The organism is Paraburkholderia phenazinium (assembly GCF_900142845.1).
Lineage (GTDB): Bacteria > Pseudomonadota > Gammaproteobacteria > Burkholderiales > Burkholderiaceae > Paraburkholderia > Paraburkholderia phenazinium_A.
The window spans coordinates 287274-310882 of record NZ_FSRU01000003.1 but is presented as its reverse complement, the minus strand read 5'-3'; the positions used below and the strand labels follow the sequence as shown (position 1 = coordinate 310882).

The window sequence follows — 23609 nt, the reverse complement described above, 5'->3', positions numbered from 1 at the left end:
GACAAGGACTCTTGATGAACTCGAACCGTTCGGCCGATCTGGCCGCCACGCTCCTGCGTCTCGCGCTGGGCGTCCTGTACCTCGCGCACAGCCTGCAGAAGATTTTCGTTTTCACGCTGCCGGGCACGGCGCATTTCTTCGAATCGCTCGGTTTGCCGGGTTGGCTCGGCTATGTGACGGCTTTTGTCGAACTGGCGGGCGGGATCGCGTTGCTGCTCGGCGTGCAGGTGCGCTGGGTGGCGCTGGTGCTGCTGCCGTTCATGCTGGGCGCCATGTCGGCTCACTTGCACAACGGTTGGGGCTTCGCTTCGCCGAACGGCGGCTGGGAATATCCGGCTTTCTGGGCGGTGACGCTGGTGGTGCAGTCGCTGCTCGGCAGCGGTGTGGTGGCGCTGGGCGGGGCGAAGGCGCCGCGGGCGGTGCCGGCTTGAGATGACTTGAAGCGGCAGGACTAAAGGAGTGGGTCCTGGAAACCCCTTCGGACCAGCAGTCCGAAGGGGTTTTGTGGTTTCAGCACGGCGCCGTGCAATGTACGGCGCCGGCGCGCCTCACACCAACACCATCTGCGTACACCGGAACAACGCGATCGTCTTGCCGTTCGGATCGACCACCGTCGCGTCCCACACCTGCGTCGTCCGTCCCAGATGCACGCCCTTGGCGACCGCGCGCACCGTACCCTCGATGCACGTGCCGAGAAAGTTGCTCTTCAGCTCGATGGTGGTAAAACTACGGGCCGTCTCCGGCAGATGCGCGATGCAGGCGTAGCCGCACGCCGTGTCCGCCAGACCGATGACCGTGGCCGCATGCAGAAAGCCGTTGGGCGCCAGCAGCTCGGGGCGCACGGTCAGCTCGGCGGTGAGCGAGCCCTGCTCCAGCGCGATCACCCGCACGCCCAGCAGGTCGGGGAGCGTGCCCCGCTGGCGCTCGTGAAGACTGTCGATCGTGCAGCTCGCGCGCAGTTTGCTCATGGTATTTCGCTCCTTTCTGTAAGAATGACGCCTTAAATCGCGTTTCGGGGGTTTCGGCCAGGCTGATTTTGTCGATATTATCAACGGCTGGATCGACGGGGTCGACGCAACACCAGGCTAGATAGAAGCAGAAGCGGCAAACCGGCTGGCTGTGCCAGCCTTCTTCCCGGGAGTATTCATGACGGTAATCGTGGTGGCCAATCCTAAGGGCGGCGTGGGCAAAAGCACGCTGTCGACCAATCTGGCCGGCTATTTCGCAGCCGCCGGCGAGTGGGTGGCGCTGGCGGATCTGGACAAGCAGCAGTCGGCCCATGCCTGGCTGGAATTGCGGCCCGCCACGCTGCCGGCGATCGAAGTCTGGGAAGTCGACCCGGAGACGCCCACGAAGCCGCCCAAAGGGCTGGAACACGCCGTGATCGACACGCCCGCCGGCTTGCACGGCAATCGCCTCGGCATCGCGCTGGAACTGGCCGACAAGGTGATCGTGCCGCTCCAGCCGTCGCTGTTCGATATTCTCGCCACCCAGGAATTTCTCGAGCGCCTCGCCAAGGAAAAGGCGGTGAGGAAAGGCGGCATCGAAATCGGCGTGGTGGGGATGCGGGTGGATGCGCGCACGCGCTCGGCCGAGCAGTTGCACCGCTTCGTCGAGGGCCTGGAGTTGCCGGTGCTGGGCTACCTGCGCGATACGCAGAACTACGTGCAACTGGCCGCGCACGGCCTGACGCTGTGGGATGTGGCGAAAAGCCGGGTCGAAAAGGATCTGGAGCAGTGGCAGCCGATCGTAGAATGGCTGGAACGCAAGCCGAAAGCTTAAGCGTCAAGCGGGCCGTGGCAGGGCGGCCCGCCCGAATCCAACGCCCGCCGCGTCAGGTCCAGCTTTGCGTGGGCACGTGATCGCGGCTGCCCTTGATCCTGTTGTTATCGTCGACGAACACCAGGTCCGGCTTCCAGCCGGCTTTCAGTTCGGCCTCATCCACCGTCGCGAACGCCGCGATGATCACCAGGTCGCCCAGTTGCGCGCGCCGCGCCGCCGAACCGTTCAGCGAAATCATCCCGCTGCCGCGTTCGCCCTTGATCGCGTAGGTCGAGAAACGCTCGCCGTTGTTGATGTTCCAGATGTCGATGCGTTCGTTCTCGACGATATTCGCGGCTTCCAGCAGATCTTCGTCGATCGCGCACGAGCCTTCGTAGTGCAGCTCGCAATGCGTGACGGCGACGCGATGGATCTTCGATTTCAGCATGTGACGTTGCATTGACCGGTCCCTTAGGGTGCTTTTCTGGTTCGGTGCGCTTGAGAAAGCGTCAGATTTCGAGGTTGTCGATGAGCCGCGTGGCGCCCAGCTTGGCCGCCGCGAGCACGACGAGCGGCGCGTCGATGTCCTGCGCCGTGGGCGGCAGCAGGTCGACGCGCTTGCGCACGGCGATATAGTCCGGCTGCCAGCCGCGCGCGGCGAGCGCCGCCATGGCTTCGCGCTCGATGGCGGCGAAATCGCGGTTGCCGGCCAGCACGGCGTCGCGCACGCGGTTCAGCTCGATGGCGAGCTTCGGCGCTTCGGCGCGCTCGGCCGCCTGCAGATAGCGGTTGCGCGAGCTGAGCGCGAGGCCGTCGGCGTCGCGCACGGTTTCGGCGGCGACGATTTCGGTCGGCAGCGCGAACTGGTGGCACATCTGGCGCACGATCATCAACTGCTGGTAATCCTTCTTGCCGAACACGGCGACGCGCGGCTGCACGCACGACATCAGCTTCATCACGACGGTACACACGCCCTGGAAGAAGCCCGGGCGGAATTCGCCTTCGAGGATGTCGCCCAGATCGTGCGGCGGATGCACGCGGTACTGCTGCGGCTCCGGGTAGAGATCGCGCTCCGTCGGTGCGAACAGCACGTAGACGTTCTCTTTTTGCAGCTTCTCGATGTCGGCTTCGAGCGTGCGCGGATACTTGTCGAAATCCTCGTTCGGCCCGAATTGCAGCCGGTTGACGAAGATGCTCGCCACCACCGGGTCGCCGTGCTGGCGCGCGAGGCGCATCAGCGAGAGGTGGCCTTCGTGCAGATTGCCCATCGTCGGGACGAACGCAGTGCGGTTCTGGCCGCGCAACTGGTCGCGCAATTCGTGGATCGAGCTGATGACTTTCATGATCGGACGGTGTTTTCCTCGCGCGGCGCAGGATCCGGCAGACACAGAAAGGGTGTATTCACCCCATTTGGCCCTGCCGGGCTCCCGTTCCGGTGATGACGGGTTCGGAGCGCGGGATTGTAGTGGATTTGCGCGTGGGGCGCACCGAAACGAGGCGTGCCTCTAGTGTGCTCCGGCGGACGGACTGCAGCATCAGCGCCGCCGCGACCGCCGGCAAAGGCCTGTGGACCGCTTATGCCGGCAGGTAGGCCAGCCGCACGTAGATCGGCGCGAAGGGTTCGGCCTGGGTGATCTCGATCAGCGATTCGCGCGACAACTCCAGCATGGCGATGAAGTTCACCACCACCACCGGCACGCCGCGCGTCGTGTCGAACAGCTCCGAAAACTCCATGAAGCGTGTGTTCTGCAGACGCCGCAGGATCACGCTCATGTGTTCGCGCACCGACAGCTCCTCGCGCGAGATGCGGTGATGCTGCACGAGCTTGGCGCGCTTGATCACGTCGGCCCAGGCGGCGCGCAGATCTTCGCTGTTCACGTCCGGAAAACGCGGCGTGATGCTTTGCTCGATGTAGACGTCGGCGCGCAGGAAGTCGCGGCCCAGTTGCGGCAAATGGTCGATCCGTTGCGCCGCGAGCTTCATCTGCTCGTATTCGAGCAGACGCCGCACGAGTTCGGCGCGCGGGTCTTCGGCTTCCTCGCCGGTGTCCGCCTTCTTGACCGGCAGCAGCATGCGCGACTTGATCTCGATCAGCATCGCTGCCATCAGCAGGTATTCGGACGCGAGCTCGAGGTTGGTTTCCCGCAGTTGCTCGACGTAGCCCAGATACTGCGTGGTGACGTCCGCCATTGGGATGTCGAGCACGTTGAAGTTCTGCTTGCGGATCAGGTACAGCAACAGATCCAGCGGGCCTTCGAACGTTTCAAGGAAGACTTCGAGCGCGTCCGGCGGGATGTACAGGTCCGTCGGCAGCTTGAAGAGCGGCTCGCCGTACAGGCGCGCGAACGCAATACCGTCGACGGTATCGGGCGTCGAGTCGGTCTTGGGCGCGGCGAGCGCAGCGTCGGGCTGCGCCTTCGCGGCGCGGGCCTCGTCGGCGGTGCTCACGCTCAGAAGTTCTGGTAGTACTGGTAGGAGGTCTGTTGCACGCGCGAGGCTTGCTGCTCGGCGCGCTCTTCGAGGTCGATCGGCTGCTTGTCCCACAGCAGCGAGCGGCCGCGGCGCTGCTCCGCCTCCAGAGTGGGCTTTTGTTGCTTCAGCTGATTCAGGAACTGCGTGATGTCCGATTGATACATGGCTCAACGTCCGTATAGGGAAGTGGCGGCAGCCGTTGCGACCGTCGCGCGTGTCAATCGCAATTTTACCGCAAGCGCCGCCCGCGGTCGAAAACTCGCGGAACATCGGCCCGGCCGCCACGTCCAAGGCGGGCGCGCTGCGCCAAAGGGCCCGCGCCGACGTCGGCCGGCAAGCGCATGCACAGGGCATCGGCGGGGCGTCTGCCGGATCTCCGAGGGGGCTGCGCCGCCAATTTCGAGATGATCGCGAGGCGGCGCCGATGTGGTCAAATAGCGAGCTTCAGGCCGCCGCGGTGGCCGGCAAGTCGAATCATTCATCAACAACGGCCGCGGAGGTCCTGTTTGGCGGGTTGTGCGATCGAACCGTCGTGGGTGCGCAAGGGCAAACCGGATAGGCGGCAGGGGCGGCTCGCGCGCCGCGCGCCGGCCGCGTCGCGGTTGCTGCGCGCCTGGCTGGTGTTCGGCATCGTCTGGCTGGCGTGCCTCGGCGGGGAGGCGCGCGCGGCCTACAAGGTGGACATCGAGGCCAAGCCCCGCGCCGTGCGCAAGCTGCTCGAAGAGCATCTGGATATCGCCCGCTTCGCCAAACGCGACGATATCAGCGACGACCAGTTCGGCTTTCTCGTCACTGCAACGCCGCAGCAGGTGCGCGACCTGACCGCGACCGCCGGCTATTTCTCGCCGGTGGTGCGCACCGACGTGCGCACCGTGGACGGCAAGAAGCGCGTCACCGTGAGCGTGGATCCCGGTCCGCAAACCACCATTTCTTCGATTGCGCTGTCGTTTCACGGGCCGGTGCTGACCGAAGACCCGGCCCAGGAAAACGCCACGCGCTTTGCCTTTTCGCTGCACGAGGGCGACGCCTTCTCGCAAGGGGGCTGGGACGACGCCAAGAACGCCGCGCTGAAAGCCCTGCAGGCGCGCCGCTACGTGGCCGCGAAGATTTCCCGCTCCGAGGCGCGCATCGACCCGCGTACGCATCAGGCAAAGCTGACGGTGGTGTTCGACAGCGGGCCGACCTTCACGATGGGCAAGCTCGAAGTGTCCGGCACGCGCCGCTACCCCGAGCAGATCGTCGATAACGTGAACCCGATTTCGGTCGGCGCGATCTACGACGTGCAGCGCGTCGCCGAATTGCAGCGCCAGTTGCAGAACACGCCGTATTACGCGAGCGTCGCCATCGACGTCGGCGACGACCCCACCAAGCCGCTCGAGACGCCGGTGCGGGTGAAGGTCAGCGAGTATCCGTACAACAGCATCCGCGGCGGGGTGGGCTATGCGACCGACACCGGTCCGCAGGTCCAGGGCAATTACTCGTACCTCGACACCTTCGGCAAGGCCTACCCGTTCACGGTGGGCGGCCGGATCGACCAGATCGAGCAGTTCGGCCAGATCCAGCTTTCCATGCCGCCGGGCGAACGCGCGTGGACCAACAGCGTGCTGGCGTCCTACACGACCACCGACGTCTCGGACACGCGCATCTACAGCATTCGCGCCGGGGTGCAGACTACCCGCACCTCGCAGTACCTCGACTACGGCTATTCGATCCTGTATTACCAGGACCGGCTCGACCAGAACGCGGTGGGGCCGACCACCAGCCGCGCGCTGGTGCCGGCATGGACATGGACGCGCCGCAACACCGACGATCCGCTGTTCCCGCGCTCCGGCAACCTGATTCACGTCGAAGCGGGATTCGCGGTCAAGGGCGTGGCGACCGACCAGACCTTCGGCCGCATCTACGCACGTGGCCAGCAGTACATCCCGATCGGCAAGGAAGACCTGGTGCTGTTCCGCGCCGAACTGGGCGGCGTGTTCACGGCCGGCAGTTCGAACGGCGTACCGGCTTCGCTGCTGTTCCGCGCGGGTGGCTCGAATTCGGTGCGCGGCTATGGTTATCAGAGCATCGGTAACAGCGTCGACGGCTCGGTGCTGCCCACCAAGTACCTCGTCACCGGCACGACGGAATATCAGCACTGGTTCACCCATGACTGGGGCGGCGCGCTGTTCTTCGATGTCGGCACCGCCACCGATACCTGGCACGAGAAAGTGTTCTACCCGGGTGTCGGGTTCGGTGCGCGCTGGCGCAGTCCGGTCGGCCCGGTGAACGTCGACCTGGCCTACGGGATTCGCGACAAGGACTTCCGGCCTTACCTGACGCTGGGCATTGCCTTCTGACCTTTGACCTTATTTTGACTTGACTGGCCTGATTCGCATGGTTCGAGTATGACGACGGATGCTTCCGCCAACCCCGCTTCGCAGACGCCCGGTGACGCCACGCCGGGCGGTCCCGGCACGCCGCCGCCCGCCCGTCGCGGGCGGCGGCTGTGGAAGGCGCTCGCGTGGGCGATGGGCGTGCCGGTGCTACTCGTCGCGCTGGCGGCCGGGGTGTTGTACGGCGCGGTAGCAACCGAACGCGGCACGGCGTACGCCTGGCAGGCGGCCGTCAAGCTGCTGGGCGGCCGCCTCTCCGGCGAGCTGAAGGGCGGTGCGCTCGCAACCGGCGTACGGCTGCAGCGGGTCGAGTGGCGCAGTTTCGACGGCAGCGGCACCGACATCAAGGTGGACAGCATCGACGGGCGTTGGGCGCTGACGGGGCATCCGTGGCGCTTTGCGGTCGACTACCTGCATATCGGCACGATCGACGCGCGCATCGGTTCATCCTCGTCGCCGAGCAGCGGCCCGATGAGCTTGCCGCAGGATCTGCGCTTGCCGATGCAGCTCGAAGTGCGCGATCTGCGGATCGACGCGCTGCTGTTGCATGAAGGCGGGTCGACCACGGAGTTTTCGCGTTTCCTGTTCCATGGCCGCAGCGACGGGGTGCATCACGAGGCCTCCATCGACCGGCTGGAGACGCCGTTCGGCTCGGTGACGGCGGCGGCGAAACTCGATGGCGTGCGGCCGTTCGCGCTGACGGGCGACATCGGTTATTCGGGCAAGGTCAACGCAGAGCCGGTGCAGGTGGGCGGCCATCTGACGGGGTCGCTCGAAGCCCTGGTGGGCGAACTGGACGCGAGCGGCATGAAGCTCGCCGGACACGCGCGCATCGAAGCGGCGCCGTTTGCCGCCGTGCCGCTGCAACGCGCGACGCTGACCTTCGACCACATCAATCCGCAGGCGTTTGCGCCCGGCGCGCCGCTCGCCGATCTGGCGGTGCGGGCGGAGTTGCAGCCAGTGGTCGCGGAGACGGCAGGCGCCGGCGCCGCGGCGAGTGCCGCCAGCGCGCCCGCGGCCCCCCATGGATCGGCAGCGCCCGCTGGCTTCGTGGTCGGCGGCCAGGTGTCGATCGTCAATGCGAAACCGGGCGCGGTCGACCAGAACCTGTTGCCGCTCATCGACGCGCATGCCGACGTACGGCTCGACGCGCACGCGCAGAGCCTCTCGAACCTCAACCTGCGGCTCGTGAGGAACGCCACCGTCACCGGCGCCGGCGCGCTGTCCGGCAAGCATGGCCAGCTCGACCTGCAGGTGGCCGGACTGGACCTGAACGCGCTGGAAGCGAGCGTGCGGCCCACCCAGCTCGCCGGCCCCATCGCCATTCGCCTGAACGACGACGTGCAGAGCATCACGCTCGATCTCGCCGATCCGAAGGCGGCGCTGCGCGCGCAAGGCAAGGTGACGTTCGATCCGGCGCGCATGAGCTTTAACGACGTGAAGATCACCTCGGGACGCGGCCACATCGATCTGTCCGGCGCGATCAAGCACGACGCGAGTTCGACCTATAACCTGAAAGCACAACTGACCGATTTCGATCCGCTCGGGCTGACCTCGCGGATGCCGTCGCGCGCACCGGTTGCCGGCCCCGCCACCGCAACGCCGAATGCGCCAGCCAAGGTGGCGGCCAAGGCCGCGGAGGCGAAACGCGCAGCGAAGCAGGCAAGCGCCGCGCCGTCGCGCAAGATCGAAGCGCGCGTCAACGGTACGATCAACGCAGCCGGTGTGCTCGGTCCTACCTTTACGACCAAGGCCGATTTCAAGCTCGGCGAGAGCGTCTATGACGGCTTGCCGTTGACGGGCGGCGGCACGGTCCAACTGGCCGGCTCGCGCATTTTGCCGAGCAAGGCGAGCCTCTCGGTGGCGGGCAACCAGGTGAGTTTGCAAGGCAGCTTCGGCGCGCCCGGCGACCGTTTGCGCTTCAACGTCGACGCGCCGCAACTCGAGCGGCTCGGTTTTGGACTGGCAGGCATTGTGGCAGCCGACGGCGACGTCACAGGCTCGTTCGCTCATCCGAACGTCACGCTGAACTACAAGGCCGACAGCGTCGTGTTCGGCGCGAACCGGCTCGGTCACGCGGAAGGCCACGCCGAATTGCGCGACGGCGCGAACGGCGCGCTCGTCTTCACGACCGACGCGCGCGACCTGAGCGCCGAAGGGGTCGAGCTCGCGACACTCAGCGCGCGCCTGAACGGCACCCGCGCGAAGCACACGCTGGAAGCGCAGGCGAGCGGCAAGGTGTACCAGCGTCCACTCGACGTGTCGCTCGCGGCCCACGGCGGCCTCTCCGATACCCGCGACGGCACGCGCTGGGACGGCACGGTGACGCAGTTGCAGAATCGCGGCACGCCCGCGCTCAATCTCGAAGCGCCGCTCACCATCAGCGCCGCGCCCAATCACGTGACGCTCGGCGCAACCCGGCTCACGCTGGAAGGCGCGGTGCTCGACCTGAAGTCGTTCGCACTGGACCACGGGCGCATCCAGTCCACCGGATCGCTGACCGATATCTCGCTCACGCGGCTCCTCGCGCTGCGTCAGGAAATCACCGGCGAGCCGCCGCCGGTGAAGACCGATCTCGTATTCGACGGCGACTGGGACTTCGCGCTCGGCAACACGGCGAGCGGCCACATCCAGTTGAAGCGCCGCGGCGGCGACGTGACGGTCGAGATCGGCCGCGGACTGGCGGCGCTCGGCATCACTGATCTGGCCGCCCGCGCCGACTTCAGCGCCGGCAACCGGTTGAACGCCACGGTCCACGCCCAGGCGAGCCGGCTCGGCGTGATCGACGCGGATGCCCATACGACGCTGGCGATGAACGACGGCGTGCTGGGCGTGAACGAAGAAGCGCCGGTGACCGGCAACGTCAACGCGAACCTCCCGTCGCTGAAAACCACCGGTGGCCTGTTCGGCCCGAGCTATGTGCTCGACGGCCACCTCGCGCTGAAGCTCGCGCTCGGCGGCACGGTGGCCAAGCCGAATCTGTCGGGCTCGCTGTTGGGCGACGGCCTGTCGGCCACCATGGTCGATCAGGGCGTGCAACTGAAGGACGGTGTGATCCGGATTGCGCTGTCGCAGAATCTGGTGGACTTCCAGCAGGTCGAATTCCACGGCGCGAGCGGTACGCTGCGCGCCTCCGGCCGGGTGCGCCTCGACGGCGCGGAACCCGACCTGACCGCGAGCATCGTCGCCGACAAGCTCGAAGTGTTTGCCGCGCCGGACCGCAAGCTGTCGCTGTCGGGCAGCGCCACGGTGGCGAACGGCGGCCACCTGGGCGCCATGGATATCAACGGCAAGTTCACGGTCGATCGCGCGCTCTTCGACATGCCGGAGCAGGCCGCGCCGAAGCTCGGCGACGACGTGGTGATCGTGCGCCCCGACGGCACGATCCCCGGCGAGACGGCGCCGGGCGTGGCGGCCACCGACAAGCCGGTCGGCCGCTTCGCGCCGCATGCCAGCATCGACATCGACCTGGGCAAGAATTTCCGTTTCCGCGGTCAGGGCGCGGACCTCGGCCTGACCGGCACCATCACCGCGCTAAGCGCGCCGGATCTGCCGCTGCGCGCCGTCGGCAATGTGCGCGTGACCGAAGGCTCGACCTACACGGCGTTCGGCCGCAAGCTCGGTATCGAAAACGGCTTCTTCACGTTCAACGGTCCGGTGGCGAACCCCGGCATCAACATTCTCGCCATGCGGCGCAACCAGCAGATCGAGGCCGGCGTGCAGGTGACCGGTACGGTCGACGCGCCGGTCGCCAAGCTCGTCTCCGAGCCGAACGTGCCCGACAACGAAAAGCTCTCCTGGCTGCTGTTCGGCCACGGCACCGACCAGGGCAACAACCTCGGGCAGCAGAGCAGCATGACGACCGCGCTCGCGTTGCTCGGCAATTCTCAGGGCAAGCGGATTGCGCAGACCTTCGGGCTCGACGAGTTTTCGATCGGCACGAGCGATGTGGGGTTGACCGATCCGCAGGTGGTGATGGTATCGAAGGCGCTCAGCCAGTGGCTGGTACTCGGTTATGAACAGGGCCTGCAGTCGGCCAGCAACGCGATCAAGGCGACCGTCAACCTGACGCGCTACTGGTCGGTGGTGGCGTATGGCGGCACTTTCCAGGGCGGTACGCTGTTCTACACGCGGCGCTTCGACCGGATCAGGTGGTGAGCGCGGTACGCCGCGTTCCGCTTGCGGAGAACGCGGCGTGTGGGCGTGGGCCTGGGTTCAATATTGATTGATTTTGAAGACGCGCCGTTGCCGGCGCGCCGAAACCTGCTGTGGCTTATTTCACCCGCATGCCCGGCTTCGCACCGCTGTGCGGTTCGAGGATGTAGAGACCCGGTTCGGCTTTCTCGTCAGTGGCGGACGCCGCCAGCACCATCCCTTCGGACAGGCCGAACTTCATCTTGCGCGGCGCGAGGTTCGCCACCATCACCGTTAGCTTGCCGATCAGTTGCTCCGGCTGATACGCCGACTTGATGCCGGAGAACACGTTGCGGGTTTTTTCCTCGCCGACGTCGAGTGTCAGTTGCAGCAGCTTGTCCGAGCCTTCCACCGCACGGCAGTCGACGATCTTCGCAATGCGCAGGTCGATCTTCGCAAAGTCGTCGATCGAGATGATGCCGGAGCCGTCGTCTTCAGCGCCGGCTGTAGCTGCCGGAGCCGCCGCCTTCGCTTTGGACTTGGCGTTAGCCTTGGTTGTCGCGTCCGCAGGCGCCGCAGCGTCAGTGGCCTGCAGCGAATCGCGGTTCGCGGCCAGCAGCGCGTCGATCTGCTTCGGATCGACGCGCGTCATCAGATGCTTGTACGCGTTGATCGGATGCGCGGAGCTGAGCGGCACCGCGACGTCGGACCATTTGAGCGGCTCGATGCCGAGGAATCCTTCGACGGCTTCCGCGAGCTTCGGCAGCACCGGCTTCAGCGCGAGCGACAGCAGGCGGAACGCCTCGACGCTGACGCTGCAGGTTTCATGCAGGGCGACCGAGTTGGCCGGGTCTTTCGCCTGATCCCACGGCTTGGCCGTGTCGACGTAGGCGTTCACCGTGTCGGCCAGTTCCATGGTCTGGCGCAGCGCGCGGTTGTACTCGCGTGCTTCGTAGTTGGCCGCGATCTGCGGAACCGCTTCGCGCAGCGTACCGAGCAGCGGATGCTGCATCGCGCTGTCCTGGACGCGGCCGTCGAAACGCTTGATCAGGAAGCCCGCCGCACGGCTCGCGATGTTCACGTACTTGCCGACCAGATCGCTGTTCACGCGCGCCTGGAAGTCGTCGAGGTTCAGGTCGAGGTCTTCCATCGTGCTGTTGAGCTTGGCCGCGAAGTAGTAGCGCAGCCATTCCGGGTTCAGGCCGGTGTCGATCACGCTTTGCGCCGTGATGAAGGTGCCGCGCGACTTCGACATCTTCGCGCCGTCCACGGTCAGGAAGCCGTGCGCGAACACGTTGGTCGGCGTGCGATGACCCGAGAATTCGAGCATGGCCGGCCAGAACAGCGTGTGGAAGTACAGGATGTCTTTGCCGATGAAGTGGTACTGCTCCGCTGTCGAGCCTTTGCGGATCCACGCGTCGAAATCGATGCCGCGCTTTTCGGCAAGGTTCTTGAAGCTCGCGTAATAGCCGACCGGCGCATCAAGCCACACATAAAAGTACTTGCCCGGCGCGCCCGGAATCTCGAAGCCGAAGTACGGCGCGTCGCGCGAGATATCCCAGTCGGCGAGCCTGGCTTCGCCGGCGTCGCCGAGCCATTCGCGCATCTTGTTGGTGGCTTCGGGCTGCGCCAGACCGCCGACCCAGCCGCGCAGGAAATTCTCGCAACGCGGATCCGAGAGACGGAAGAAATAGTGCGTCGAAGTCTTGCGGATCGGCGTGGCGCCCGACACCACCGAGTACGGGTTGATCAGCTCGGTGGGCTGGTAGGTCGAACCGCACACTTCGCAATTGTCGCCGTACTGGTCTTTCGCGCCGCACTTCGGGCACTCGCCCTTGATGAAGCGGTCCGGCAGGAACATTTCCTTGACCGGGTCGTAGGCCTGTTCGATGTCGCGTGCCTCGATCAGGCCCGCATCCCTGAGCGCCGTATAGACGGATTCGCTCAGAACCCGGTTCTCTTCGGAGTCGGTCGAATAGTAATTGTCGAAGGAAATGCCGAAGCTGTCGAAGTCGCGCTTGTGCTCTTGCCAGACGCGGTCGATCAGTTGCTTCGGCGTGATGCCTTCCTTTTCCGCCCGCAGCATGATCGGCGTGCCGTGCGTGTCGTCGGCGCCGACGTAGTAGACCTCGTGCCCGTGCATTCGCAGCGTCCGGACCCAGATGTCCGTCTGGATATATTCGACCAGATGGCCGATATGGATTTGCCCGTTCGCATACGGAAGGGCCGACGTGACGAGAATCTGGCGACGGCCGGACGGCGCGCCTGCGGGGAGACCGGTTGCGGGTGCTGACATAGGGAGTGTGAGGGCTTGCGAGAGACGAAACTTCGATTCTAGCAGGGCGGGCGCGGCGAGCAGCCCAGCTTGACCGGCTCTGGCGCGCGGAGCCGGCACCAAAAAAAACCGGGGCTATGGGCCCCGGAGCAACAACGACAAGAGGAGAATGGTGCCGCGGCGGCATAGCCACGCACGTACCGTAAAGACAGACAGCGGATTTTCCGGAGAGTTCGAAATTTTTTTCGACTCGCGGATGGAGACAGCGGGAAACCCGCGGGGACTCTCCATGCAACCTGCTACTGCCCTTTCGGGCGGTTTTTACCGGCCGGGAACGTCTACCCCGGCCGTCCTGCCCGTCAGCCCATTCCCACCTTGGTTAGCTGTTACTGAGCGTGCTGAGCGGTGGCGCGCAGATAGATTTCCACGCGACGGTTCGCGGCACGGCCGGCATCCGTGTTGTTGTCGGCAACCGGATTGTTCTGACCCATGCCTTCTGCCGACAGGCGCTGCGGATTGATGCCGCGCTGGCCGAGGTAGCCGGTCACGCTTTGCGCACGGTTGACCGACAGCGTCTGGTTATACGCCGGCGAACCGGTGCTGTCCGTATAGCCCACCACTTGCGCGATGATTTCCGGATTCTGCGTCAAGGTCTGCGACAGTTGATCGAGCACCGGTGCGAACGACGGCTTGATGGCGTAGCTGTTCGTGTCGAACGTGACCGAGCTCGGGATGTTCAGCTTGAGCGAACCGTCCGGCTGTTCGGTGATCTGCGTGCCCGTGCCCTTGGTGGCGCCCGACAGCTTGTTGTGGATGGCCTGCCAGTTGTAGCCGGTGATGCCGCCCACCGCAGCGCCGACGCCGGCGCCGATGGCCGCGCCCTTACCGCCGCCGAAGATCGCGCCGAGCGCGGCGCCCGTGCCGGCACCCACGCCTGTACCGACGGCGGTGTTGGTGCCTTGCTGGGTTGCGCAGCCTGCCAGCAGCGAGCCGGCTACTGCGAATACTGCGAAGCGAGTCATGACTTTTGCGTTCATTTTGAATCCTCTTGATTATTAAAGCGGGTCGACCGCAATGGAGACCGGACAGCAACTGCACGAAGAAGGGTCTTCCGGCACGGCTTGGCGCCAGCCACTACAATGATGTCTGAAGCGAGCAGCGATGCGACCCTCTAGCCTGCTGCTGCCGAAGGGTGCCCGGCAAGGCCGATTTTCGCAATGCCGCATAACAATTTCTTTCAATTTCCGGACGGTGGCCGAAACTTCGATTCGGCCGCGCCCCAAGTGTTCCCCACGGAGTCTCAATGAGCATTGATCGGGCATTGGTCGACGCCGCCCTCGCGAGCGTCGCTGACCCCAACACGGGCCGCCCGTTTGCGGCGGCGAAAAATCTCAAGAACACCGCTATTGATGGTGCCACGGTTAGCGTCGACCTGGTACTCGGCTATCCGGCCAAACGTCAGTTTGAAGCGCTCCGCACGCTGGTTGAAGACGCGTTGCGCGCCGTGCCGGGCGTCGCCGAAGCGCGTGTGCAGGTGTCGCAGCAGATCGCGGCGCATACCGTGCAGCGCGGCGTGAAACTGTTGCCGAATGTGAAGAACATCGTCGCGGTGGCGTCGGGCAAGGGCGGGGTCGGCAAGAGCACGACCGCGGTGAACCTGGCGCTGGCGCTCGCGAGCGACGGCGCCTCGGTAGGCATTCTGGATGCCGACATCTACGGTCCTTCGCTGCCCATGATGCTCGGCATCGAGGGCCGCCCCGAATCGCAGGACGGCCAGTCCATGAATCCGATGCGCGGCCACGGCATGCAGGCCAACTCGATCGGCTTTCTGATCGAGCAGGACAATCCGATGGTGTGGCGCGGCCCGATGGCGACTTCCGCACTCGAACAACTGCTGCGGCAGACAAACTGGGAAGATCTCGACTACCTGATCGTCGACATGCCGCCGGGCACCGGCGACATCCAGCTCACGCTCTCGCAGCGCGTGCCGGTGACGGGCGCGGTGATCGTCACCACGCCGCAGGACATCGCGCTGCTCGACGCGAAGAAAGGCCTCAAGATGTTCGAGAAGGTCGGCATTCCGATCCTCGGCATCGTCGAGAACATGGGCACGCATATCTGCTCGAACTGCGGTCACGAAGAGCACATCTTCGGCGCGGGCGGCGGCGACCGGATGGCTAAGGAATATGGTGTGGAGGTGCTCGGGAGTTTGCCGCTCGACATCGGCATCCGCGAGCAGGCCGACTCCGGCCGGCCGACCGTGGTGGCCGATCCGGACGGGCGCATCGCCGGGATTTACCGCTCGATCGCGCGCAAGGTGGCGATCCATATCGCCGAGCGGGCCCGCGACATGACCTCGAAGTTTCCCAATATCGTTGTCCAGAACACCTGAAACGCCTTATGCGGGGCAGGTGAGGCGGGCGGAAGGCGTAAAACGCGCCTCCGCTCGCGGTATCATGTCGACTTCATCAGGTTCGGCTCGGCGACCGCAGGGGCGGCCGGCGGTCGACAAGAGGATCGCATGGGAAAACGAATCGACGGGCAGGCGGTGCATGCGTTCATCGTCCTGGCTGCCAGCAGTCTGCTGTTATGCGGCTGCACTGCATTCCTGAGACCACAGGAAAAACGCGCCGAGGCACAACTGGTGCCGGCCGTGGGAAGCCAGACGCGCGGTCTGGTGACTTTCATCGAGCGTTCGGACGGCGTACAGGTGACCTACAACCTTTCCGGCTTGCCGCCCGATAGCGACCACGCCCTGCAGGTGCACGAGCGCGGCGACTGCAATTCGGTAGACGGTTCGAGCGCGGGCGCGGTATTCGCCCCGGCGGCCGAGCGGCTGAAGATGGGCGCGCGCGTCGAAGGCGATCTCGGCAATATTCATGCGGATTCGAACGGTGTGGCCACGGGCTTTATCGTGGCGCCGGACGTATCGCTCGACGGCATCCGCTCGGTGCTGCAGCGCGCGGTCGTCGTGCATCGCGACGCCTCCGATCCCTACGCCTGGCCGCAACACGGCGCGGGCGCGCCGCTCGCCTGCGGCGTGATTCGCCAGTAATGCCGGCCTGCCGCTTCATGTTCATGGTGCAGAGTGCGCGCCAGACCAGGCTGACGACGCGGCTTGTTGCGTCGCAGCAGAATTGTGTCAAGATGCCGTCCAACGCCCGCGTAGCCGGGTTGCGCGGCGACCGGCGGCCGGTCTGCGGTCGCGCGGCCGCACACTGAGCGGCGCGCGCTCGTACGCTGGCAGAGCAGATTTGCCGCAGTTGCGGCAGCATCGCGCCGATCGCGTAAAATAAGCGCCTTTCGTCCGGCAGCACGTGGCCCCACGGGACCTTCGCCGGATTTCACTCCGCATTCACCCCGAATTTATCCGTCACGCAGCGTTCAACTATGACCATCAAATCCGACAAGTGGATCCGCCGCATGGCCGCGTCGCACAACATGATCGAGCCGTTCGCGCCCGACCAGGTGCGCGTTTCCGAGGACGGCCGGAAGATCGTCAGCTACGGCACGTCGAGCTACGGCTACGACATTCGCTGCGCGGACGAATTCAAGATCTTCACGAATATCAACTCAACCATCGTCGATCCGAAGAACTTCGACGAGAAGTCGTTTGTCGATTTCAAGGGCGATGTCTGCATCATCCCGCCGAACTCGTTCGCTCTCGCGCGCACGGTCGAGTATTTCCGCATTCCGCGCAGCGTCCTGACCGTGTGTCTGGGCAAATCCACTTATGCGCGCTGCGGCATCATCGTCAACGTCACGCCGTTCGAACCGGAATGGGAAGGGCACGTGACGCTCGAATTCTCAAATACGACACCTTTGCCTGCGAAAATCTACGCGAACGAAGGCGTCGCCCAGGTGCTGTTTTTCGAAAGCGACGAAATTTGTGAGACGTCGTACGCGGATCGCGGCGGCAAATATCAAGGTCAGCACGGCGTGACGTTGCCCAAAACGTGACGCCCGCAGCGTACTGACCCACCCGGAAATACAGGTGACCGCTGCTCTTTACCCAGGAAAGCAGCGGTCGTTCCTTTTGGAGAATCGCCCATGAAGTTTCGTTTTCCCGTCGTCATCATTGACGAAGATTTCCGCTCCGAGAACATCTCGGGTTCCGGCATCCGGGCTCTCGCCGAAGCAATCGAGAAAGAAGGCGCGGAAGTGCTCGGGCTGACGAGCTATGGCGATCTGACCTCCTTCGCGCAGCAGTCGAGCCGTGCGTCGTGCTTCATCCTGTCGATCGACGACGATGAACTGCTGCCGTATGTCGACAACGTCGCGGTCGAGGGCGAGACGCCCGAACTGGCCGCCGCGATCGTCGCCCTGCGCGCGTTCGTGACCGAAGTGCGCCGCCGCAACGCCGACATTCCGATCTTCCTGTACGGCGAAACGCGTACCTCGCGCCACCTGCCCAACGACATCCTGCGCGAGCTGCACGGCTTCATCCACATGTTCGAGGACACGCCGGAGTTCGTCGCGCGCCATATCATCCGCGAGACCAAGGTGTACCTGGATTCGCTCGCGCCGCCATTCTTCAAGGAACTGGTGCAGTACGCGGACGAAGGCTCGTATTCGTGGCACTGCCCGGGGCACTCGGGCGGCGTGGCGTTCCTGAAGAGCCCGTTAGGCCAGATGTTCCACCAGTTCTTTGGCGAGAACATGCTGCGCGCGGACGTGTGCAATGCCGTCGACGAACTCGGCCAGCTGCTCGATCACACCGGCCCGGTGGCCGCGTCCGAGCGCAACGCCGCGCGCATTTTCAGCGCCGACCACGTGTTCTTCGTGACCAACGGCACGTCGACTTCGAACAAGATCGTCTGGCACGGCACGGTGGCGCCGGGCGACATCGTGCTAGTGGACCGCAATTGCCACAAGTCGATCCTGCACGCCATCACGATGACCGGCTCGATTCCGGTGTTCCTCACGCCGACGCGCAACAACTTCGGCATCATCGGCCCGATTCCGCGCAGCGAGTTCGAGCCGGAGAACATCAAGAAGAAGATCCTCGCGAATCCGTTCGCCCGCGAAGCGCTGGCGAAGAATCCGGATCTCAAGCCGCGCATCCTGACCATTACGCAGAGTACCTACGACGGCGTGATCTACAACGTCGAAATGATCAAGGAGATGCTCGGCGACTGGCTCGACACGCTGCACTTCGACGAAGCGTGGCTGCCGCACGCCGAGTTCCACGAGTTCTATCAGGACATGCATGCGATCGGCGCGGGCCGTCCGCGCATCGGCGCGCTGGTGTTCGCGACGCACTCGACGCACAAGCTGCTGGCCGGCATTTCGCAAGCGTCGCAGATCGTCGTGCAGGACTCGAAGAACAGCCGCTTCGACAAGCACCGCTTCAACGAAGCGTATCTGATGCACACTTCGACGAGCCCGCAGTACGCCATCATCGCCTCGTGCGACGTGGCCGCGGCGATGATGGAAGCGCCGGGCGGCACCGCGCTGGTGGAGGAATCGATCGCCGAGGCGCTCGATTTCCGCCGCGCGATGCGCAAGGTCGACGACGAATACGTCGACGACTGGTTCTTCAAGGTGTGGGGTCCGGAGGAGTTTGCGGAAGAGGGCATCGGTTCGCGCGAAGACTGGATGCTGCGCCCGAACGACGCGTGGCACGGCTTCGGCCCGCTCGCCGAAGGCTTCAACATGCTCGACCCGATCAAGGCGACCATCGTCACGCCGGGTCTGGACATGGACGGCGGTTTCGGTCAGACCGGCATTCCGGCGGCGATCGTCACGAAGTACCTGGCCGAGCACGGCATCATCGTCGAGAAGACCGGCTTGTATTCGTTCTTCATCATGTTCACGATCGGCATTACGAAGGGCCGCTGGAACTCGATGGTGACCGAGCTGCAGCAGTTCAAGGACGATTACGACAACAACCAGCCGCTGTGGCGCGTGTTGCCGGAGTTCGTCTCGCATCATCCGATGTACGAGCGCGTGGGTCTGCGCGATCTGTGCCAGCAGATCCACATGGTCTACCGCGCCAACGACATTGCCCGCCTGACCACCGAGATGTACCTGTCGAGCATGGAGCCGGCCATGAAGCCGTCCGACGCGTTCGCCAAGCTCGCGCACCGCGAGATCGACCGGGTACCGATCGACGAACTTGAAGGCCGCGTCACGTCGATTCTGCTCACGCCGTATCCGCCGGGCATCCCGCTGCTGATTCCGGGCGAGCGCTTCAACAAGACGATCGTCAACTACCTGCGCTTCGCGCGTGAGTTCAACGAACGCTTCCCGGGCTTCCATACGGATATCCACGGGCTGGTGGGCGAGACGATCAACGGCCGCATCGAGTACTTCGTCGATTGCGTGCGCGGCTGAAGATGGCACGGTTGCAACGGATCGGCGGCGCCTGGCTGTTGGCCGCCGCTGTGGTGCTGACGATGGCGTCGACGGTGACGTCCAGCGCGCGCGCCGAAGTGGCTGCGGCCGATCCGATCGACGCGGCGATGCGCGCGTGTCTGGCGCGCAGCGACATGTCGTCGACTGCCGGGCAATTGCAGTGCATGGAGACGGCCCGCTTCGGCTGGCAGGCCGCACTGAACACGGCATGGCAGCAACTGCTGGCGAAGCTGCCGCCGGCGCGGCATAAACCGTGGGAAGACGCACAGGCGCGCTGGCAGGCATCGCGCGATGCGCAGGCGCCCTTGCTCGACGCGGTCTTCGCGACCCGGCAAGGCACGATGTACCAGTTGGCCGAGGCCGACATGCAACTGCAGCCAGTGCGCGACCGCGCGCTGGCCCTGCGCAGCGCGGTGGCCGGTGCGGCGACCGGCGCGGCCGCTCCGGTTCGCCCACGTCCCTGCAGCGCAGATGCGCTGTGCGAACACGCGACCTTCGATATGAACCGTTACTACCGCCGTTTGCTGGCGAAGATGCCGGCGCGTGCCCGTCCTGCTCTCGTGCGGGCGCAACGGGCGTGGACTGCTTACCTGGTTGCTGCGAGTGCGGTGACCGATGAATCCGGACGGGTCGATATCATCGGTGCGCGGGTGGCGACGTTAAAGCGCTTGTCGGAGACTGTCGGCAGCGCCTGAACCCAGGGACGGGGGACTGTTGCGCACACCCGGACTCCACTGCGGCAACAAGGCGGCGGCCTTCTTCCGCTGCGGCGACGAGGCGACGGTCGGACCGCACGTGTTTCAGCCCGACGACGAGCACAGTCGACCCAACGAGCACTGCACCGATGAGGGCCACGACACGCAGGGTGATGCGTCGGTTCGCACACCATGACATCCTGCCGGCGCAACGGGTCGATTGCCGCCACCGTGCCGCGGGCCATAGGCGCGGGGCGCCGCGAGCGGCGTCGATCAACGGCGGATCGATCTGCTCCGGCAATGGGGCCGCGGCGGCCTCTTCAATCTTGCAGGACAGGCCGGACGGCACGAATCGATAACCGGCGCGCGGCAGGGTTTCGATATGGTCGCCCAGATTGAGCGGTCGCAGCGATTTACGCAGCCGGTAGACCAGTTGCGTCAGATAGAGCTCGTCCATGAGCGCTGCACGCTGTCCCCAGATCGCGCCCATCAGTTGTTCTCTTGTGCACAAGGCGGGTGCATGTTCCACCATGAGACGTAACGCGACTTTCTCCTGGCCTGAGACCCGGGCCGTGATGTCGCCACGGGTGACACGTTCATGCTGCCAATCGAACCGGACGATGTTGCAGTTTTTTTCCATGGAGTGCTCTCACGTCGTCAACTGGCACGTAACGTAGCAGAGAAGGGACTGTGTACCAATGGAGCCATGGCAGGCTCGCAGAAATAACTTCTGCGGCGAATAGGACACCCGACTTTCCATATAGGTTCGCCCTGGACAGGCGTTTTTCCATGTGTTTTCCATGTGCCGCACCGCTTCGGCCGACGAGGATGAGTGCGTCGTTTCAATTGCAGAACACGCTGTGATTGAGCGACGTCCACTGACTCATCTACGAGGTTTTTATGAGACTTTTCAACGAAGTCGTTGCCGGCACAACGCCCTTGCAGGCACAACGGGCAAACAGCAAGCTTGTCTATGACGGCGATCCTGGCGACCAGGCCGGTGCCCAGGGCGCGACGGAACAGAAGTACCAGCAGAACGGCTACAAGCCCGCCACCGAGGTGGAGAAGTTCAGCTATACCTCGGGCCGTGTCGCGAAGCGCGTGTATAACCGCTATGCGTCGAATGACCTGACGGTGTTCGGCTACTACACAGACTGGTCGCAGTACGACGGCCGGTATGATGGGCTGTTCGCCGACGATCAATGCGGCCGCGGCATCGATCTGATGCTGCTCGATCCGAACGCGTACGACAAGCTCGTGCTCGGCTTTGCAGGCATCGTCGGCGACAAGGGCGAAAAGCAGCAGACGATCAATCGGGCCGCGAGCGACTTCGCTCGCAAGAACGATGAGGCGACCTTCGTCGATGCCTGGGGCGATGTCGCTTCGTACCGCAATTGCGGCTTCCCTGGCTGGGTCAGCAACGACTACAAGATGTTGTTCGATCAGAAGACAGCGCAGGGTGTGTTGGGCGGCTTGCGCAAGCTGAAGGAGAAGAATCCGAAACTCGTGCTCTCGTTCAGCATCGGCGGCTGGACGATGAGCGAGGCGTTTCACTGGGTCGTGGCGTCGGCTGAGCGCCGTCGTACGTTGATCTCCAGCATTCTCGATATTTTCAAACGGTTCCCGATGTTCGGGGAGATCGATCTCGACTGGGAATATCCGGGCGCAGAAGGCAATGCCGGCAATACCTACACCGACAGCGACACGCCAAACTTCAAGGCGCTCGTTCAGGAGCTGAGGCAGGCGCTCGATACCGGGGGCCGTGCCGACGTCTTGATCAGCATTGCCGCATCGGCCGCGGTGAAAAAGATGCAGAAGGCCGACCTGAAGGGGATGCTCGATGCCGGCGTGTATCGCATCAACCTGATGACCTATGATTTCTTCGGTACACCGTGGGCGCCGGCGCTTGCGCATCACACGAACCTGCATCCAGGTCATCCGGACAACGCCGATGAGTTCAGCATCGATGCCGCGCTCGACTATCTCGAGCAGACCGGCGTGCCGCTCGGTCGGGTCGTGCTCGGATATGCGGCTTACAGTCGCAGCGCGCGCAATGCCGAAATCAGCAACTGGTCGCCGCTCACCGGCACCTACACGCCTGGCAGCGGCACGACCACCGGCAGTTTCGAATCCGGCACCACGGAATGGTATGACCTGATCTATAACTACCTCGATCTGGAGCACCAGACGGGTATCAATGGCTTCAACGTCTACACCGATCAGACGGCCGATGCCGACTATCTGTACAACCCGCAGACGAAACTCTTCCTCTCGGTCGACACGCCGCGCTCGGTCAAAGCGAAGGGCGAGTATGTACGCAGGCGTGGTCTCGCGGGGCTCTTCACCTGGACCATCGAGATGGACAACGGCGTGCTCGCCAATGCCGCCCGCGAGGGGCTCGGCAATCAACTGGTCAAGCAGGCCATCGATATGGCGCCGTTCTACTTCGAGGGCGTGAACGTGGGCGGCGCCAACAGGCCGCCGGTCGCTGCGATCGACGGCCCGCTCGAGGCGTTCGAAGGCGACACGGTCCAGTTCACCGGTAAGCGTTCGAGCGATCCGGATGGCGACACGCTGACGTACCTGTGGTCGGCACCGGGACTGCCGTTCGACGGCGCGACCGTGGCCGAGGTCGAGGGTATCGTGCCGGTGAACGGCGCAGGCGCCAGTTACACCGTGACACTGACTGTGGACGACGGCCACGGCAAGCGCAACGTCGCCTCGGTCAGCCTGCGCGCGAAGACAAAGGGTGGGCAACCGCCCGTCGCGCTGTTGACGGTGCAGCTAGCGTCGGGCACGCCGTTCCAGGTGTCGGGCGCCGCTTCGTTCGACCCGGACGGCGATCCGCTGACGTATGCATGGAGTGCACCGCAACTCGCGTTCGACGGTTCGGCGGAAGCGACGGTCAGCGCCGTGGTGCCATCGGTGGACAAGCCCACCGACTACCGGATCCAGCTCTCGGTCAGCGACGGCTCGGCGAAGTCTGACGAGGCGATTTACCTTGAGGCGATGCCCTCGGCCGGCACGTCGGTGCAAGCGGTGATCACCGGCAAGGCGAAGGTTGAAAGCGGCGGCCCATTGAGCCTCTCGGGCGCCGAATCGAGCGGGCCCGAGCCGTTGGTGTACAAATGGTCCGCGCCGGCGCTGCCGTTCGACGGCTCCAGCCAGGTCAGCATCCAGGTCACGGCGCCAGCGGTCGCGAAGGACACCGACTATCCGGTGCAGCTCACGGTGACCGGCCACGGTGGCGACGGGGCGCAGTCTGTCGCGTCGGTCACGGTGACGGTGCACGCGAGCGGCAGCAGTGGTACCTGGTTGCCGCAAAGCTATCCGGGCGACTCCGAGGTCACACACGATTACAACGGGCAAGGACTGCACCGGTACCGTGCGAAATGGTGGACCGCAGCGGATAACGAGCCGGGTGATCCTGCTTGCACCAGCACCTCGGCGGACGGCAACGACAAGGTATGGCTCGATCTAGGCAAGACCTGATAGCCAGGCTCGACTGAGACAGCGCTAAGCTGCTCGCGCCGCGGTGTA

18 protein-coding genes are annotated in these 23609 nt (G+C 64.7%); 10 read left to right on the top strand and 8 right to left on the bottom strand.

Features of this window, described 5'->3' with window-relative positions:
- The first annotated feature begins 14 nt into the window (after positions 1–14).
- Positions 15–431: a DoxX family protein gene (locus tag BUS12_RS34945; protein ID WP_074302079.1), complete on the top strand. Its 417-nt coding sequence runs from the start codon at positions 15–17 to the stop codon at positions 429–431.
- A 117-nt stretch (positions 432–548) separates the two neighbouring features.
- Here BUS12_RS34945 and BUS12_RS34940 read toward each other — a convergent pair whose 3' ends face one another.
- Complete coding sequence (locus BUS12_RS34940; protein ID WP_074302078.1) at positions 549–968, bottom strand: PaaI family thioesterase; 420 nt, start codon at positions 966–968, stop codon at positions 549–551.
- A gap of 178 nt (positions 969–1146) precedes the next feature.
- On the opposite strand from BUS12_RS34940, the gene BUS12_RS34935 reads away from it, so the two are divergent.
- Entirely contained in the window at positions 1147–1782 is a 636-nt protein-coding gene (locus tag BUS12_RS34935) for a ParA family protein (protein ID WP_074302077.1), read from the top strand.
- Positions 1783–1834: 52 nt separating this feature from the next.
- Here BUS12_RS34935 and panD read toward each other — a convergent pair whose 3' ends face one another.
- The 4 genes from panD to BUS12_RS34915 form a co-directional block, all read right to left on the bottom strand.
- On the bottom strand, positions 1835–2221 hold the full coding sequence (gene panD, locus BUS12_RS34930) for an aspartate 1-decarboxylase (protein ID WP_074302076.1): 387 nt from the start codon (positions 2219–2221) through the stop codon (positions 1835–1837).
- 49 nt (positions 2222–2270) lie between these two features.
- The gene (gene panC / locus BUS12_RS34925; RefSeq protein WP_074302075.1) at positions 2271–3104 is read right to left on the bottom strand and encodes a pantoate--beta-alanine ligase; all 834 of its coding nucleotides are present in this window, start codon (positions 3102–3104) and stop codon (positions 2271–2273) included.
- Positions 3105–3336: 232 nt separating this feature from the next.
- Positions 3337–4209, bottom strand: a complete 873-nt coding sequence (locus tag BUS12_RS34920) for a segregation and condensation protein A (protein WP_074302074.1) — start codon at positions 4207–4209, stop codon at positions 3337–3339.
- 2 nt (positions 4210–4211) lie between these two features.
- Positions 4212–4397, bottom strand: a complete 186-nt coding sequence (locus tag BUS12_RS34915) for a DUF3460 family protein (RefSeq protein ID WP_074302073.1) — start codon at positions 4395–4397, stop codon at positions 4212–4214.
- A 357-nt stretch (positions 4398–4754) separates the two neighbouring features.
- Between BUS12_RS34915 and BUS12_RS34910 the strand changes: the two genes are divergently transcribed.
- Positions 4755–6572: an autotransporter assembly complex protein TamA gene (locus tag BUS12_RS34910; protein ID WP_074302742.1), complete on the top strand. Its 1818-nt coding sequence runs from the start codon at positions 4755–4757 to the stop codon at positions 6570–6572.
- 48 nt (positions 6573–6620) lie between these two features.
- Positions 6621–10766, top strand: coding sequence for a translocation/assembly module TamB domain-containing protein (locus BUS12_RS34905; RefSeq protein WP_074302072.1), 4146 nt, complete (start codon positions 6621–6623; stop codon positions 10764–10766).
- Positions 10767–10881: 115 nt separating this feature from the next.
- Here the strand turns inward: BUS12_RS34905 and metG are convergent, their stop codons facing one another.
- Positions 10882–13038, bottom strand: coding sequence for a methionine--tRNA ligase (gene metG / locus BUS12_RS34900; RefSeq protein ID WP_074302071.1), 2157 nt, complete (start codon positions 13036–13038; stop codon positions 10882–10884).
- Between the two features lie 365 nt (positions 13039–13403).
- A complete protein-coding gene (locus BUS12_RS34895; RefSeq protein ID WP_074302070.1) occupies positions 13404–14054 on the bottom strand; it encodes a YiaD family glycine zipper/OmpA-like lipoprotein in 651 nt (216 codons plus the stop codon).
- Between the two features lie 266 nt (positions 14055–14320).
- On the opposite strand from BUS12_RS34895, the gene apbC reads away from it, so the two are divergent.
- The 5 genes from apbC (at position 14321) to BUS12_RS34870 (ending at position 20069) form a co-directional block, all read left to right on the top strand.
- Positions 14321–15409, top strand: coding sequence for an iron-sulfur cluster carrier protein ApbC (gene apbC / locus BUS12_RS34890; protein WP_074302069.1), 1089 nt, complete (start codon positions 14321–14323; stop codon positions 15407–15409).
- A 129-nt stretch (positions 15410–15538) separates the two neighbouring features.
- Positions 15539–16072 carry a superoxide dismutase family protein gene (locus BUS12_RS34885; protein ID WP_074302068.1) on the top strand — a complete coding sequence of 178 codons (534 nt, stop codon included), beginning with the start codon at positions 15539–15541 and terminating at the stop codon, positions 16070–16072.
- Positions 16073–16407: 335 nt separating this feature from the next.
- A complete protein-coding gene (gene dcd, locus BUS12_RS34880) occupies positions 16408–16977 on the top strand; it encodes a dCTP deaminase (protein ID WP_012432068.1) in 570 nt (189 codons plus the stop codon).
- 90 nt (positions 16978–17067) lie between these two features.
- A complete protein-coding gene (locus BUS12_RS34875) occupies positions 17068–19353 on the top strand; it encodes an arginine/lysine/ornithine decarboxylase (protein WP_074302067.1) in 2286 nt (761 codons plus the stop codon).
- Positions 19354–19355: 2 nt separating this feature from the next.
- Positions 19356–20069 (top strand): lysozyme inhibitor LprI family protein, encoded by a 714-nt coding sequence (locus BUS12_RS34870; protein ID WP_074302740.1) that lies wholly within the window; start codon positions 19356–19358, stop codon positions 20067–20069.
- Here BUS12_RS34870 and BUS12_RS34865 read toward each other — a convergent pair.
- A complete protein-coding gene (locus BUS12_RS34865; RefSeq protein WP_074302066.1) occupies positions 20011–20709 on the bottom strand; it encodes a winged helix-turn-helix domain-containing protein in 699 nt (232 codons plus the stop codon). The genes BUS12_RS34870 and BUS12_RS34865 overlap by 59 nt on opposite strands.
- 260 nt (positions 20710–20969) lie before the next feature.
- On the opposite strand from BUS12_RS34865, the gene BUS12_RS34860 reads away from it, so the two are divergent.
- Positions 20970–23561 (top strand): glycoside hydrolase family 18 protein, encoded by a 2592-nt coding sequence (locus tag BUS12_RS34860; protein WP_074302065.1) that lies wholly within the window; start codon positions 20970–20972, stop codon positions 23559–23561.
- The last annotated feature ends 48 nt before the right edge of the window (positions 23562–23609 follow it).